The organism is Serratia grimesii, from assembly GCF_900186025.1.
Classification (GTDB): domain Bacteria; phylum Pseudomonadota; class Gammaproteobacteria; order Enterobacterales; family Enterobacteriaceae; genus Serratia; species Serratia grimesii.
Genome location: NZ_LT883155.1, coordinates 3061066 through 3076148 on the forward strand (window position 1 = coordinate 3061066; position 15083 = coordinate 3076148).

At 55.9% G+C, this 15083-nt stretch carries 12 protein-coding genes; all 12 read right to left on the bottom strand.

The window, feature by feature from the left end:
- Nucleotides 1-19 precede the first annotated feature (19 nt).
- The gene (locus SGBXF1_RS14455; protein WP_186427045.1) at nucleotides 20-1105 is read right to left on the bottom strand and encodes a fatty acid desaturase family protein; all 1086 of its coding nucleotides are present in this window, start codon (nucleotides 1103-1105) and stop codon (nucleotides 20-22) included.
- The gene (locus SGBXF1_RS14460; RefSeq protein WP_186427046.1) at nucleotides 1102-2184 is read right to left on the bottom strand and encodes a fatty acid desaturase family protein; all 1083 of its coding nucleotides are present in this window, start codon (nucleotides 2182-2184) and stop codon (nucleotides 1102-1104) included. Before SGBXF1_RS14460 ends, SGBXF1_RS14455 begins: the two co-directional genes overlap by 4 nt.
- Entirely contained in the window at nucleotides 2177-3310 is a 1134-nt protein-coding gene (locus tag SGBXF1_RS14465; protein ID WP_037419205.1) for a sterol desaturase family protein, read from the bottom strand. Before SGBXF1_RS14465 ends, SGBXF1_RS14460 begins: the two co-directional genes overlap by 8 nt.
- Complete coding sequence (locus SGBXF1_RS14470) at nucleotides 3307-3927, bottom strand: phosphatase PAP2 family protein (protein WP_130381085.1); 621 nt, start codon at nucleotides 3925-3927, stop codon at nucleotides 3307-3309. The genes SGBXF1_RS14465 and SGBXF1_RS14470 overlap by 4 nt, the downstream gene beginning before the upstream one ends.
- Nucleotides 3924-5207 carry a F390 synthetase-related protein gene (locus SGBXF1_RS14475; RefSeq protein ID WP_037419202.1) on the bottom strand — a complete coding sequence of 428 codons (1284 nt, stop codon included), beginning with the start codon at nucleotides 5205-5207 and terminating at the stop codon, nucleotides 3924-3926. The genes SGBXF1_RS14470 and SGBXF1_RS14475 overlap by 4 nt, the downstream gene beginning before the upstream one ends.
- A complete protein-coding gene (locus SGBXF1_RS14480) occupies nucleotides 5204-6010 on the bottom strand; it encodes an MBL fold metallo-hydrolase (protein ID WP_186427047.1) in 807 nt (268 codons plus the stop codon). The genes SGBXF1_RS14475 and SGBXF1_RS14480 overlap by 4 nt, the downstream gene beginning before the upstream one ends.
- Nucleotides 6003-7019 carry an NAD-dependent epimerase/dehydratase family protein gene (locus SGBXF1_RS14485; RefSeq protein WP_186427048.1) on the bottom strand — a complete coding sequence of 339 codons (1017 nt, stop codon included), beginning with the start codon at nucleotides 7017-7019 and terminating at the stop codon, nucleotides 6003-6005. Before SGBXF1_RS14485 ends, SGBXF1_RS14480 begins: the two co-directional genes overlap by 8 nt.
- A complete protein-coding gene (locus tag SGBXF1_RS14490) occupies nucleotides 7016-8026 on the bottom strand; it encodes a 3-oxoacyl-[acyl-carrier-protein] synthase III C-terminal domain-containing protein (RefSeq protein ID WP_061806495.1) in 1011 nt (336 codons plus the stop codon). The genes SGBXF1_RS14485 and SGBXF1_RS14490 overlap by 4 nt, the downstream gene beginning before the upstream one ends.
- A gap of 281 nt (nucleotides 8027-8307) precedes the next feature.
- On the bottom strand, nucleotides 8308-8985 hold the full coding sequence (gene narI, locus SGBXF1_RS14495; protein ID WP_085117241.1) for a respiratory nitrate reductase subunit gamma: 678 nt from the start codon (nucleotides 8983-8985) through the stop codon (nucleotides 8308-8310).
- A 2-nt stretch (nucleotides 8986-8987) separates the two neighbouring features.
- Nucleotides 8988-9710 carry a nitrate reductase molybdenum cofactor assembly chaperone gene (gene narJ, locus SGBXF1_RS14500; protein ID WP_037419191.1) on the bottom strand — a complete coding sequence of 241 codons (723 nt, stop codon included), beginning with the start codon at nucleotides 9708-9710 and terminating at the stop codon, nucleotides 8988-8990.
- Nucleotides 9707-11251: a nitrate reductase subunit beta gene (gene narH, locus SGBXF1_RS14505; protein ID WP_061806498.1), complete on the bottom strand. Its 1545-nt coding sequence runs from the start codon at nucleotides 11249-11251 to the stop codon at nucleotides 9707-9709. The genes narJ and narH overlap by 4 nt, the downstream gene beginning before the upstream one ends.
- Nucleotides 11248-15024, bottom strand: coding sequence for a nitrate reductase subunit alpha (locus SGBXF1_RS14510; RefSeq protein ID WP_186427049.1), 3777 nt, complete (start codon nucleotides 15022-15024; stop codon nucleotides 11248-11250). Before SGBXF1_RS14510 ends, narH begins: the two co-directional genes overlap by 4 nt.
- Nucleotides 15025-15083 lie beyond the last annotated feature (59 nt).

Here is a 15083-nt window from a genome sequence, read left to right on the forward strand (position 1 = left end):
AAAATGCCCACGCTAATAACTACTCCGGTTTGCGCCCCATCGCGCTAAGAAAACGCTGTTGCAAACGCAATAACTCCCCCAGTTCCAACACCCGATAGTCGATACCAAAACGCGGTGCCACCTCAGCAATGATACGGCTTAATGCCGGGTAATGCCGGTGACTCCAGTGGGGAAACAAATGGTGTGTCAGATGCAAATTGGCACCGCCCAACCAATAACCTAACCAACGTGGTCGCGGAAACCAGTCAAACGTCGTGGCAAACACATGATGATACCAGCCGTGCGGTAACGGCCCCTGCGCTGGAGCCTGATAAAACTTCGCCTTGGCCCAATGGGTACCAATAATCAGCATCACAAACAGCAGCGACGAAAGCATCTGGCTCAGCAGATAAACCAGCACTATTTGCCCCATACCTATCGCTGGTGGTAACAGGTAACAGGGGATGGCCAGCGCCAGTATCAGGTGCGCAGTTTTGCCCATCAAAAACACAGTCCAGCCACGTATTCCCCGTTGCGCCATTCGTGCCGTAACCCGGGTTTGCCCCGCCCGATCCAGCCAATCGAACAACCAGATGTAATACGGGAAGGTCATCGCGGCCACCAGCGGCCAGTAAAAACGCTGCGCGCGCATAAAAGGCCGCCAACGCTGGAACGGCGTCTGACGCAGTACGCCGTTGGCATCGATATCAGGATCGTAATGCTCGATGTTGTTGTGTGCGTGATGAAAAATAACGTGTCTTACTCGCCAGCAATCGGGATCTAATCCAAGCGGAATACTCACCATGCAATTCAGCCAGCGATTGGCCCATGGCTGTTTGAAAAATGCGTTATGCGACGCATCATGGACCACGTTCACCGTGAGGAACATGCCAATGAAAATAAAACCGAAGTAACAGGCAAAATACGCCCAGATGCTGTGTTGTTGCAGACTCAAAGCATAACAAAGTACACACAGCGCCAGCAGTATCAATACCTTTGCCAGCATGCCAATATCAGCAAAACGGTGATCGCGACTTTCGGCCAAATAATTCTGTGCAGCCTGCATCAATGCGCGGTGCAGACCAGAGTCATCACGCTGAAAAGCCAGCGGGCGCAACGGTGTCATGGCTGCCCCATCCGACGTAAGAATTGCTGTTGCTGTGCCAGCAGTTCGCGGTAACCAATGCAGCGATATTCCATACCATGCTGCGCCGCCAGTTGCGCCACTATGGCGGCCAGCGCCGGGTAATGTCGATGATTCCAACCGGGGAACAAATGGTGGGTCAGATGATAATTCAACCCGCCGGTCAGATGCTGTAATCCACGTGGTGAGGTTTCCCAATCGCACGCAGTAGCAAAATTGTGTCGGTACCAACCGTGCGGCATGCTTTCGCCTTCCGGCACAGAGTAAAACTCAGCCTGCGCCCAATGGGTGCCCAATAACAAGAACACCACCAACAGTGAAGCGCACATCTGACTGAGTGCGTAAGCCAACAACACCCATTGCCAGCTGATGCCGTTCTGTTGACATAACACCAGCGGTACTGCCAGCACCAGCAGCAGATGGCCAATCTTGCACAGGATAAACACGGCCCAACCACCACCGCCCGGTAAAATGTTCTTTTCATGCAATGGGGTTTTGCCCATGCGATCCGACCAGTCAAAAATCCAGGCGATATAGGGCAGAGAGAGTGCGGCAATCATCGGCCAATACAGATGCTGATAGCGCATATGTTTACGCCAGCGCTGGAACGGCGTCTGGCGAAAGAAACCATTTTCCTCGGTATCCAAATCATAATGTTCAACATTGGCATAAACGTGGTGATATTCCACGTGCCGCACGCGCCAGTAGTCTGGATCCACCCCCAACGGCAACGTGACTAACCGTCCTACCAACCGGTTGGCCCAAGGGCTGCGTAAAAAGGCATTATGCGAAGCATCATGATTCACATTCACATTGAGCAACATCCCCATCATCACAAACAGGAAATAACAGCCGAAAAACGCCCACGGCTGTTGCTGCATCACGCTCAAAACATAAAAACCACAGCACAACACCAGCAGCAGTGCCGCTTTAGCCAGTCGCCAGCCGTCGGCATAACGGTGATCACCCGCCAGATACGCGTGCGCGGCATGTTTGAGCGCACGATGAAACGCCTGTTCGCCATCGGCAGGAAAACGCAGCGGTGGGAGTGCATCAGCCATGCGACACTCCCGTCGGAACCGGCTGTTTCGCCCGGCCCCAACCTAATGCCACGCAAACGCCGTGCAGTGCGATAATGGCCATCGCAATTTGCCAATAGCGCTGCGGCCACCCGAGATAACCGATGAACAACAGCGGAATACTCAGCGTAATCACCAGCCAGGCCACAATCGCCCAGCGATGCCCTTCTGTCATGCCGCCCAGCGCCATTGATCCAAGCGCCAACAGGACCAACAGCGTCATTTGCGGCCAGTTAACGTCACTGTAGCCGTAGCCGTACTGGTAAACATAACCAATGACCAGCGTAAACAGCAGCATCGCACCGCTGAACACGCTAAGCGCTGAGCAACGGAAACGCCCCGTTGTCGCTTTAGGCCGCCAGGACAGACGTAAATAACGCAAGAAAGGGAGATTGCTCGCCCAGAACGGATTAGCGGACGGCTTATCGCCACTGACGCCATACACAAATGGCGTTTCAGGCAGGTTCGGGCAAAAAGTGCCGAACAGCTTGTCCCAGAAGATAAAGCTGCCGCCAAAATTTTTGTTCGAATAGGCCAGGTCTTTAACGTGATGCACCCGATGATGCGCCGGTGTAACCAGTATTTTCTCCAACAGGCCAAGCTTAGGCGTTAGCGCATTATGGTTAAACAGCTGAATGCTGTAGTGCAGGATAGACACCGTGACAAACACTGACAACGGCACACCCAGCAGCGCCAATACTAAAAAGAACGGGATCGACGTTAGCGACGAATACCAGGAATTGCGGACCCCCAACGAGAGATTGAAATGCTCTCCCTGGTGATGCACCACATGCACCGCCCACAACACCCGTAAATAATGGTGCAGGCGATGCAACCAGTAAAAACCGAAGTCCCACGCCAGCAGGGCAAACAACCACATTAGCACCGGTGGCCAGGTATCCAGCAGGCCCAGGCTGAAGTGTGCTGCCACATAGCCATAGCAGGTGATCTCCAACCCACGGAACAGCCACAGCATGATATGACCGGAGTTCAGATTGAACACCAGATCGTGCCAGTTCACCTGGCGCCGCTGCGCGTATTGCAACACCAGCGCCTCACCAATGACGACAAACAGCATGAACAGGATCGGCATCGCCAGTTCGCTCATCCTATTTCTCCTTTGACGGCATCTCGCCGCACGCTATTGATGCGCTGCACCACCCAACCGGCAATAAATGCCAACAGTGCCCCACTGACCAGATCAACCAGCAAATGGCGACGCAATTGCAGGATGGAAAACGCGATCGCCAGCGCCCATACCATGAGCAACGCCGTTCTCACTTTACGCTGCTTATCGCTCAACGCCCACACGGCCAACACCGTCAGCGCCATGTGTAGCGAAGGCAGGCAATTTTGCAGTGAATCAACCTGGGTCAGTGCCGCCAGCAGTTGTGAACTTAACCCGTCCCCCTTGTCTTGCGGATAAACCAAGGTCGTTGGCCACAACAGGTATATCGCTCCAGCGCCCACGGCGGCCAGTTGCATCGCTGCTCTCAGCCATTTGACCCGCTCAATCGGCGCTAACAGATAGCCGAGCGGAACAATGATAAAGAAAGACAGATACAACCAAATGGCGGTCGGACTAAACGGGATCCCGCGGTCAATTGCTGATGGCGGGAGCACGGTGCCCGTACTTTGTAGACGGTCGGTTAACGTATAAACGACGCCCACGAGTCCCCAACCCAGCAACATCTGCCACAACCGATACGCGATCATTCTCATCATGCCCCCGCCTGGCGGATAATCCGTCTTCTCTTACGATCAAACTGCGGCATCACCGTCTGTACCGTCCGTTGCCACTCCAGATTCGCGGTCGCAATGCCCTGTTGTTCAAACAATGCCGTTAGCTGTGACTGGCAGTGAGCCAACTCAGCCTCGCTACAATCGGCGATCAGATGCAATTGCGTCTCACCGTATTGGATCAGCCGGTAATCGCTGGTCAGCGGCAACGCATTGGCAATCGCGCGGCTGCATACGTCGGCAAACACCACCTGTGGTTGTTCAAACCTATTGGGCAACACCAGTTGATCGTCACGCCGCCCTTCAATACGCGCAATCGCCATTGATGGCTGCCCACAAGGACAAGGTTCCGTCTGTTTGACCAACACATCATCCAGCCGGTAGCGCACAATCGGTTGGGTGCTACGGGTAAAGTCAGTGATCAACGGTGTAAAACGCTGCTCATCAATCCACTGCGGTTCAATATGCAAGAACTCTTCGTTCAGATGCAGGGTACCGTGCGCACAAGTAGCCGCCAGGAAGCCCTCAGTGGCCTGATACACCTCACCTACCACGGGAAAAACCTGCGCCAGCAGACGCCGGTCTTGTTCTTCCAGCACTTCTGCCACCGAAATCACCTTCTTTACCTCGAGATGAATCTGTTTGGCTAACACCGCTAGTGCCAATGCGCGCAGTACCTGCGCCGGTGCGACAATGATGGTGGGTGCCTGCTGCTCCAGCCGGGATAGCTGTGGGGTAAAAGGCGCAAAAAGATCGTAAAACGCCAGACTCAGCCAACGATTGTTCACGCTGTGATACAGGTTATTGTCCGCCCGCAGAAACAGCGCCACGCGTTCACCGGCAAACAGACCGTCCGGCAGCATTTTCGCCAGCATGCCTCCGGCCCAAACCTGTTGTTCACGTGGACTGACGACAAAAATGCCACGTTGTCCTGACGTCCCTGACGACAGGCCTACGCTGTATTTCCCGATTTTTGGCGTGAAATCCCGTTCCACCTCACTGCGTTGCGCGCAGGCTAACAGTGCGTCGCGTTGCAATCCGGCGGTGTTCATTTGATCGAACTGCGCCATCATCAACGCCTTGTCCATCAGCGGCCAAGTGGCGATCGCTTGCCGGCTGACACGCCGGAAATAAGGGCTTTTAGTCAACACGCTCCGGGCAAAGCGTTTTAGTTGCCTCTTCTGGTAGGCTTCCAAAGAATGGCGATCGGAAAAGACTAAACGGCGGGCCCGAAAGTAGTGCCACAGTGTCATTAACGGGATCATAAATCCCCCTCATGGCACAGCAGGATCTCGGCATTACCACTCACCCACAACTGGTTCAGCCGCTCCAACGTGCGATAATAGGCATTAGAATCCTCCATCACCAAGTTGGCCAACCGTGAAGGCCCACGCAACTGCTGGTAGCTTAACGGAGACCAGGCAGCGTCGCTGGCCAGCAGTGTCCAACCGCTGTCCGTGAGGATGAATGCACCTATATGGCCGGCAGCATGCCCTGGCAGGTCTACCAACACGATTTGCCCGTCGCTGCCCGGCAACGCATACCCGCGATCGAAGGGTGCGAGCAAAGCAGGTAGGCTGACCTGAGGAAAACCTTCGATGAACGTCAGGTTAGCCTCGAAACTCTCTGGAATCAGGCCGGGAATAAAGGCGCGTTTTAACGCGGCAAAGCCTCGCAGTTCACGAGTTTGCCGCCATCCTTCACCGGAACAGATAAAATCGAGGTGCGCGAAATCACGCAGCCCGGCAACGTGATCTGCATGAAAATGTGAAACGATTAACGCCTGGATATCATTGGCGTCATAACCGGCGGTGCGCAACTGTTGTGCCAACGATTCTCTGGGATCGAAATACACCGGCGTCATCTGCCGGTAAATGCGGAAAATACCAGACTGCGTCTGCTGCTGGAAATAGTGCGCGTAGCCAGTGTCCCACAGCCAACGTCGTTCTCCCACCTCCAACAGATAAGCACGTGCGGGGAATTTGCACACCCGGAATCCTGCGCCACGCAACGCCATACAACCGATATGGGTACAATACCCCACGTCAAAAACGGTCACCTTAGCCATGCAGCGCGCCTCCCTGCCGTTTAAACCATTCGCCGGTCAGACGAATCCCCTCATCCATCGAATAGCGCGGCAGGTAGCCCAGTTCTTCAATAGCACGGGTCTGGCTAAGCGTCATATCGAAATACACCGCCGCCACGCTATAACGGGTCAGCAGGGGTTCTTTGCCGGTAAAACGGGCCAGCAGTTCCAAACAGCCTGCCAGCACACTCAGCAAGGGATAAGGCACCGCCTGAAGCCGATAACGTAATCCCAACTGCTGACGCAGCAACGCATCCAGCATATCTGCCAGCCGCTGTGGTTGATGGTTTGTGATGTTGTACACCGCGCCGGAGGGCAACCGATGCTGACGGCTCGCCAGATCCATCGCGTGCACCACGTTGAGCACGAAGGTCAAGTCCAGCAGCGCGTTACCTCCACCGGGCAAGCGAAGCACGCCACGATCGCGGTCCAACTGTTGCAGCAGGCGTGGCACAATCACCCGGTCATGCGGGCCAAACAGCCCTCTCGGGCGAAGAATAATGTAGGTGGTTTGCGGGTAACGGAGCACCCGCTCCTGCAACCGTTGTTCCGCAGCGTATTTGCTGGCCGCGTAATGATTGGCGAAACGACGGGCGCGGTACCCTTCATCAACATCTTGATGAGCGTTAAAATCAAAGTAAATCGCCGGCGTGGAAATATGAATAAAGCGCCGCACGCCACAGACCCCTGCCGCCTCCACCAACTTTTCTGTGGCAACCGCATTGGCCTGATAAAACTCGGCCTTACTGCCCCACGGAGAAGACTTTGCCGCACAGTGCCACACCCAATCACAGCCCAGCATCAATTGTCGACACTCTTCCACCGTGGCTTGTGCTAATTCCAATGGGCTAAACTCGGCCCCCAGTAGCCTCAGTTCTTCTCCAGCCCGCTTGTCGCGCCCGGTAGCCTGCACCTGATAACCCGCGTCCAGCAACCACTGCGCCGCATTGCGCCCTAGCCCACTGGTGGCCCCCGTGACCAACACCTTCACGGCAGCAGTACCATGCCAGCCAGCGATAACCCGGCGGCGGTACCAATCAGCATCACCGGTTTCCCAGGGTTAAAGCGACCATCGGTAACCGCAGCATGCAGTGCCGTGGGAATAGACGCAGCAACCTGATTGCCGTGATAGCGGTAAATATCCACCAGTACCTCGCTGGACACATGCAGGCGCTTACGCATATGTTCAAGTGACAGATGACTTGCCTGATGCGGCACCACCGTGGCGATCTGCGCCAACGTCAGGCCGCTGGCAGCAAGCAGACGAGCCAGGTAGTCTTCGATCAACGCCGAGGCCTGACGGAACAGTTGTTTACCTTGCATATGAAACAGGAAGTCGCTGCCTGTCATACCGGCCCGCGGATTACGTCGGGTCCCTCCGGCACGGATCTCACACAATTCGCTGCCTTCGGGGTAGGTTTCCACCAGGCTGGCCAGAATGCCACTGGTTCCATCACCCCGCTCCACAATGGCACAAGCCGCCCCGTCGCCAAAAATCAGTGAGGACTCTTCGTGATCCCAGTCGATGCCGCGCGAGGCCAGATCTGCCGAGATAATCGCAATACGTTTATAGGTCCCGGCATTGAGCAAACCGGCAGCCACCTGCATCGCAGAGATAAAACTGACACAGCTGCTATTAATATCGAAGCCTGCCGTACCGGGTGCCAAACCGGCGATTTTGAGAATGTGCGCAGCAGTACAAGGCAGCGCTTGCACTGAGATCGCTGAAGCGGAAATCAATAAGTCGATGGATTGCGCGTCGATATTGCAACGAGTCAAGGCATCCTGTAACGCGGCAACGGCCAGCTCAGCCTGACTCGCATCATCAGCAGCGTGATAACGGTGGACGATGCCGGAGCGTTTTTCGACGTAACCGACTGGCTTGCGCAACAACCTGTCCAGAGTGGAAGATTCTACGCGATTAGGCGGTAACGCCGCCCCAGTAGCGATGACTTTAAGAGGCAGCAACGCGGGTGACGAAAAAGAGTGTATTGTCATTATTGTTGTTGATTAACCTGACTATCCATAAAGCGATCTCCCGGCGCTATCCTACTAACAGCGGCGAGTCATCCCCGGTTTTAAATCCCAAAGTGCCCGCAAACAGGGGCTATTGATTGTTGTTATGCACTGCAAACAGCCGGCAGGCGCCGACGAATAATTGTAACAATACTGAGATATTAAGTTTACGGCAAGGAAGCAAAAATAGGCAGGCGAAGGCGTAAAAACTGTAGGCGGGAAGAGTACACCGCCGCTGTTATACAGCGGCAGTGTTTTGATGCTCAGCGGCGGTTGCGTACCAACTGATAGCGGCGAGTCAGATACTCTACCGGTACACTCCAGATATGTACCAGGCGGCAGAACGGGAACAGCACGAACAGTGTCATGCCCAGAACCATATGCAGTTTAAAGATCGGAGCCACCCCCACCAGATGTTCCGAGGCTCCAGCATGGAAGGTCACCACCGCCTGCGCCCAACCCACCAGTTTCATCATCTCACTGCCGTCCATATGTTGGGCGGAGAACGGAATGGTCAGCAAACCGAGGCACACCTGCACCACCAATAGCGTCAGGATCATGATATCGGCAAAGCTGCTGGTCGCCCGTACCCGTGGATTGGTCAGACGGCGTTTGAGCAACAGCGCACCGCCGATCAGTGTCATCACACCGCAGGCACCACCGGCAATCATCGCCAACTTCTGCTTCACATCAATCGGCAGGAAGGATTCATACATCCAATGCGGCGTCAGCATGCCGAGGAAGTGCCCGGCAAAAATGCCCAGAATCCCGATGTGGAACAGGTTGGAGGCCAGTCGCATCCCTTTTTTATCCAGCATCTGGCTGGATCCGGCACGCCAGGTGTACTGGCCGTAATCGTAACGCAGCCAACTGCCGATCAGGAAAATCGCTCCCGCCAGATAGGGGTAGATATCGAAGAAGAACTGATTTAAAAATTGCATGATTAGCGTCCTTTGGTTCCGGTTAGCGCATCCGTCAGGTCCAGGTATTGCGGTGCCACCGCGCCGGCAAAACGCCGTTGGTGCGCCGCTTGCTGCGCCGAAGCGCAGCCCTGCTCGCCTAGAAACTTAACTTGTTCCTCTTCCCATACTGCGTCTAGTGCCTGCGGCGTGTCATCGCGAGCTTCTTTTGCAACCTGGGACTCCAGCGTTTGAGCCTGAACTTCACTGCCAGATAACACCAGCAGCAGATCAAACAGCACCGCATACGGGCTTTCACGCTGTTGTAACCGCGCACCCAGCAGTGCCAGGATCGGCGCAATATCCTGCAACCCACCCGCGGCCTGTTCCTTGCTGCGGCTAGCGAGATACTCCAGATACAGCGGCAAGAAATCCGGCAGTTCGCGGCTGTCGATCTCCAGCCCGGCCTCGCGGTATTGCGCCATCAGATCGACCATGGCCTGGCCGCGATCGCGTGATTCACCGTGCACATGTTCAAACAGCAACAGCGAGGTGGCGCGCCCCCGGTCGAACAGTTCGCAGTATTCGGCCTGCACGTCCAGCAATGGGCGAGCGCAAAAACGGCGAATAAACAAGATCAGCTGTGCACTGTGATGCAAATCCAGTTCGCTGGCCGGTTCCAGCGCTTCAACCAGCGCCTGCTGATGGTCAAACAGCGCCTGCTCCGGGTAGTCCAGCAGGCGAGCAATCACTTTCAGGCTGATCATGAGGCATCCTCCTGACGCGGCGTTTTCTTCGTCACATCAATAGCGTCAATGCGGCGGCTGTTGAACAGGTTGAATTTACCGTCGCTGCCGTGGCAGCCGTCGCCAAAGCTGAAACCGCAGCCTTTGCTTTCCGGGAAGGCAACACGTGCCAGTTCGCGATGGCTGGACGGGATCACAAAGCGGTCTTCGTAGTTGGCGATCGCCAGATAGCGATACATCTCCTGCGCCTGCGCTTCGGTCAGCCCCACCTGTTCCAGTGCGCTGGTGTCCAGTACGCCGTCAACGGTTTCTGCCCGTTTGTAATGGCGCATCGCCAGCATGCGCTTGAGCGCTAACAGCACCGGCGTAGTATCGCCAGCGGTCAGCAGGTTCGCCAAATATTGCACCGGAATACGCAGGCTTTCCACGTCCGGCAGCACGCCGCTATGCGCCAGCTCACCGGCATCGGCGGCAGATTGAATCGGTGACAATGGCGGCACGTACCACACCATCGGCAGCGTGCGGTATTCCGGATGCAAAGGCAGCGCCAGTTTCCAGTCCATCGCCATTTTGTATACCGGCGACTGCTGGGCGGATTCGATCACCCCTTGTGGAATGCCGTCGGCCAACGCCTGGGCAATCACCGCAGGATCATGCGGGTCGAGGAAGATATCCAACTGGCTCTGGTATAAATCCTTGTCGTTTTCGACTGCTGCCGCCTGCTCAATACGGTCGGCGTCATACAGCAGCACGCCCAGATAGCGAATGCGACCCACACAGGTTTCCGAACACACCGTCGGCTGACCGGATTCAATGCGCGGATAACAGAAGATGCACTTCTCGGACTTGCCGCTTTTCCAGTTGAAGTAGATTTTTTTGTACGGGCAGCCGGTCAGGCACATACGCCAGCCGCGGCATTTATCCTGATCGATCAGCACAATGCCGTCTTCGCCACGCTTGTAGATAGCACCACTAGGACAGGTCGCGACGCAGGCCGGGTTAAGGCAGTGTTCGCACAGGCGCGGCAGGTACATCATGAAGGTGTTTTCGAACTGGCCGTACATCTCCTTTTGCATATTGTCGAAGTTTTTGTCCTTCGAACGTTTGGAGAATTCGCCACCGAGGATCTCTTCCCAGTTCGGGCCATTTTCAATCTTCTTCATGCGCTGGCCGGTGATCAGCGATCGCGGACGGGCGATCGGCTGATGCTTGCCCTGTGGCGCGGTATGCAAGTTTTGGTAATCGTAGTCGAACGGCTCGTAGTAATCGTCCAGCGCCGGGACATCCGGGTTGGCAAAAATCTTCGACAACAGACCGACACGACTGCCCATGCGTGGCTCAAGCTTGCCGTTGATTTTACGGATCCAACCGCCTTTCCACTTTTCCTGATCTTCCCAGGCGTGCGGATAACCCACGCCTGGCTTGCTTTCCACGTTATTGAACCAGGCGTACTCCATGCCCTCGCGGCTGGTCCAGACGTTTTTACAGGTCACTGAACAGGTGTGGCAACCGATGCATTTGTCCAGGTTCAGCACCATGCCAACTTGCGAACGAATTTTCATTTTGCTTTCTCCTGCTGGCTGCCCTGCGAATCGTCGTTACCCTCACCGTCTAACCAGTCAATACGGTTCATCTTGCGCACCACCACGAACTCGTCGCGGTTAGAACCGACAGTGCCGTAATAGTTAAAACCGTAGGCCAGTTGCGCGTATCCCCCAATCATATGGGTTGGTTTCGGGCAGACACGGGTCACCGAATTATGGATACCGCCGCGCTGGCTGGTGATTTCCGAACCTGGAATATTCACGATGCGTTCCTGCGCGTGGTACATCATGGTCATACCGGACGGGACGCGCTGGCTGACCACCGCCCGCGCCGTTAACGCGCCATTGGCGTTAAAGGCTTCGATCCAGTCGTTGTCCTCAATGCCCAAGTCTTTGGCATCTTCTTCACTCATCCAAACGATCGGTCCACCGCGCGACAGGGTCAGCATCAGCAGGTTGTCGCTGTACGTGGAGTGAATGCCCCATTTCTGGTGCGGCGTCAGGAAGTTCAGCGCCTTCTCCTTGTTGCCGTTCGGCTTCTGGTTCAGCAACGGCTGCGCGGCACGGGTGTCGATCGGCGGGCGATACACCAACAGGCTTTCGCCAAAGGCACGCATCCACTCATGGTCCTGATACAGCTGCTGACGGCCGCTGAGGGTGCGCCATGGGATCAGCTCATGCACGTTGGTATAACAGGCGTTGTAAGACACATGTTCATCTTCCAGGCCTGACCAGGTCGGGCTGGAAATGATTTTGCGCGGCTGCGCCTGAATATCGCGGAAGCGGATTTTTTCATCTTCCTTGTTCAGTGCCAGATGGCGGTGGTCTCGGCCGGTCATCTTGCCCAACGCGTCCCACGCCTTGACCGCGACCTGTCCGTTGGTTTCCGGTGCCAGCGCCAGGATCACCTCGGCGGCATCGATGGCGGTTTCAATCTTCGGCCGACCGGCAGCCGGACCTTCCGCCTTCACGTAGTTAAGCTGTTTCAGGAAATCAACTTCGGTCTGGGTGTTCCAGCTAATCCCTTTACCGCCATTGCCCAGCTTATCCAGCAGCGGCCCCAGCGAAGTGAAACGCTCATAGGTAGCCGGATAATCACGCTCTACCACCATGATGTGCGGCGCGGTAATCCCTGGGATCAGATCGCACTCACCTTTCTTCCAGTCTTTAACGCCATAAGGCTGTGCCAACTCGGCGGCTGAATCATGCTGGATCGGCAGCGTCACCACGTCGGTTTCCTTGCCCAAATGCCCGACACAAACTTCAGAGAAGGTCTTGGCAATACCTTTGTAGATCTCCCAATCGCTCTTCGAATCCCAGGCCGGATCGACCGCCGCCGACAGCGGGTGAATAAACGGATGCATATCCGAGGTATTCATGTCGTCTTTTTCGTACCAAGTGGCAGTTGGCAACACGATGTCGGAGTAAAGGCAGGTGCTGGACATGCGGAAATCAAGCGTTACCACCAGATCCAATTTGCCTTCACCGCCGTTATCCAACCATTCCACTTCCTCGGGCTTAGCGCCGCCCTGCTGGCCCAGATCCTTGCCCTGAATACCATTTTCAGTACCCAGCAAGTATTTGAGCATGTACTCATGGCCCTTGCCGGATGAGCCCAACAGATTGGAACGCCAAACGAACAGGTTACGCGGGAAGTTCTGCGGGTTGTCTGGCTGTTCAGCGGCAAAATTCAGGGTGCCTTTTTTCAACCCTGCAACGGTGAAGTCCAGCGGTGATTGACCAGCGGCTTTCGCCTGTGCCGCCAGATGCAGCGGGTTGGTACCCAGTTGAGGTGCCGACGGCAGCCAGCCCATGCGTTCAGCACGCACGTTGAGATCGATCAGACTGCCGCCAAAGCGGGTCTTGTCCGCCAACGGCGACAACAGCTCTTCAGTACCGACAGTTTCATAGCGCCACTGGCTGGAGTGGTTATAGAAGAACGAGGTACTGTTCATATGGCGCGGTGGACGTTGCCAGTCGAGGCCAAACGCCAGCGGCAGCCAGCCGGTCTGTGGACGCAGTTTTTCCTGGCCGACGTAGTGTGCCCAACCACCACCGCTCTGACCAACACAGCCGCAGAAGATCAGCATATTGATCAGGCCACGGTAGGTCATGTCCATGTGGTACCAGTGGTTGACACCGGCACCAACGATAATCATCGAACGGCCATGGGTTTTCTCGGCGTTGTCGGCAAACTCACGGGCAATGCGGATAATGTTGTGACGTGAGACGCCGGTGATTTGCTCGGCCCAGGCTGGGGTATAAGCCTTGACGTCGTCATAGTCGGTGGCGCAGTTAGCATCGTTCAGACCACGATCGAGGCCGTAGTTGGCCAGGGTCAAATCGTAAACGCTGGTCACCAACGCGTCGCTACCGTCCGCCAGACGCAGGCGTTTTACCGGCAGCGTGTGCAGCAGGATTTCGTCCAGCGCCACGCTGTTGAAATGTTCGCTCTCGGTACTGCCACTTTTAATGCCGCCAAAGTACGGGAACCCGACTTCGGCCACTTCGTCATGCGCGCCCAGCAGGCTGAGTTGCAACTCGACTTCCTGCCCGTCTTCACCGGCGCGTTGTTCCAGGTTCCATTTGCCCTGCTCACCCCAACGGAAGCCAATCGATCCCTGCGGCGCCACCAGCTCACCGTTGCGCTGATCTATGGCAACGGTTTTCCATTCAGGGTTGTTTTCCTGGCCCAAACCATCCACCAGATCAGCGGCACGCAGCAGGCGACCGGCGGCGTAATAACCCTCTTCGCGCGGTTCGAGCATCACCAGCATCGGCATATCGGTGTAACGACGCACGTAGTCCCGGAAGTAGCCTACCTCACGATCCAGGTGGAACTCTTTGAGCATCACGTGGCCCATCGCCAACGCCATGGCGCTGTCGGTACCCTGCTTCGGATTGAGCCACTGGTCGCACAGCTTGGCGACCTCCGCGTAGTCCGGCGTGACTGCCACGGTTTTGGTGCCTTTGTAGCGCACTTCAGTGAAGAAATGAGCGTCCGGAGTACGCGTCTGCGGCACGTTGGAGCCCCAGGCGATAATGTAGGAAGAGTTGTACCAGTCGGCCGATTCCGGCACGTCGGTTTGCTCGCCCCAGGTCATTGGCGAGGCTGGCGGCAAGTCGCAGTACCAGTCGTAGAAGCTCAGGCAGGTGCCGCCAATCAGCGACAGATAGCGGGCGCCGGCGGCGTAGGACACCATCGACATCGCCGGGATCGGTGAGAAGCCGATAATGCGGTCTGGGCCGAATGTTTTGGCGGTGTAAACGTTAGACGCGGCAATCAGTTCATTCACCTCTTGCCAGCTGGAACGCACAAAACCCCCGCGTCCGCGTGCGACTTTGTAACTTTTGGATTTTTTTGCATCACTGACGATCGAGCCCCAGGCATCGACCGGATCGCTGTGCAGCGCCTTCGCTTCACGCCACAGTTTGATTAGGCGTTTACGCATCAGTGGGTATTTCAGTCGGTTTGCGCTGTACAAATACCAGGAGTAACTCGCACCGCGTGGGCAACCACGTGGCTCATGATTTGGCAAGTCTGGACGGGTGCGCGGGTAATCGGTTTGCTGGGTTTCCCAGGTCACCAGACCGTTTTTCACATAAATCTTCCAGCTACAGGAGCCGGTACAGTTCACCCCATGGGTGGAGCGCACAATTTTATCGTGCTGCCAGCGGCTACGATAGCCGTCCTCCCAGTCACGGTTGGTGTTCAGCGTCTGGCCATGATCGCCCGAAAAGGGTTCCGCCAACTGCTTAAAATAGCGGAATCGGTCTAGAAACTTGCTCATCCGGAGTTCTCCTGAAGGCTTTTATAATCTTATCGTTATAAGGAACGACGTTGCTCAAT

Coding starts and splice junctions, on each gene's coding strand:
- SGBXF1_RS14455 (WP_186427045.1), bottom strand. CDS start 1,105: ATGACACCGTTGCGCCCGCTGGCTTTTCAGCGTGATGACTCTGGTCTG.
- SGBXF1_RS14460 (WP_186427046.1), bottom strand. CDS start 2,184: ATGGCTGATGCACTCCCACCGCTGCGTTTTCCTGCCGATGGCGAACAG.
- SGBXF1_RS14465 (WP_037419205.1), bottom strand. CDS start 3,310: ATGAGCGAACTGGCGATGCCGATCCTGTTCATGCTGTTTGTCGTCATT.
- SGBXF1_RS14470 (WP_130381085.1), bottom strand. CDS start 3,927: ATGATGAGAATGATCGCGTATCGGTTGTGGCAGATGTTGCTGGGTTGG.
- SGBXF1_RS14475 (WP_037419202.1), bottom strand. CDS start 5,207: ATGATCCCGTTAATGACACTGTGGCACTACTTTCGGGCCCGCCGTTTA.
- SGBXF1_RS14480 (WP_186427047.1), bottom strand. CDS start 6,010: ATGGCTAAGGTGACCGTTTTTGACGTGGGGTATTGTACCCATATCGGT.
- SGBXF1_RS14490 (WP_061806495.1), bottom strand. CDS start 8,026: ATGACAATACACTCTTTTTCGTCACCCGCGTTGCTGCCTCTTAAAGTC.
- narI (WP_085117241.1), bottom strand. CDS start 8,985: ATGCAATTTTTAAATCAGTTCTTCTTCGATATCTACCCCTATCTGGCG.
- narJ (WP_037419191.1), bottom strand. CDS start 9,710: ATGATCAGCCTGAAAGTGATTGCTCGCCTGCTGGACTACCCGGAGCAG.
- narH (WP_061806498.1), bottom strand. CDS start 11,251: ATGAAAATTCGTTCGCAAGTTGGCATGGTGCTGAACCTGGACAAATGC.
- SGBXF1_RS14510 (WP_186427049.1), bottom strand. CDS start 15,024: ATGAGCAAGTTTCTAGACCGATTCCGCTATTTTAAGCAGTTGGCGGAA.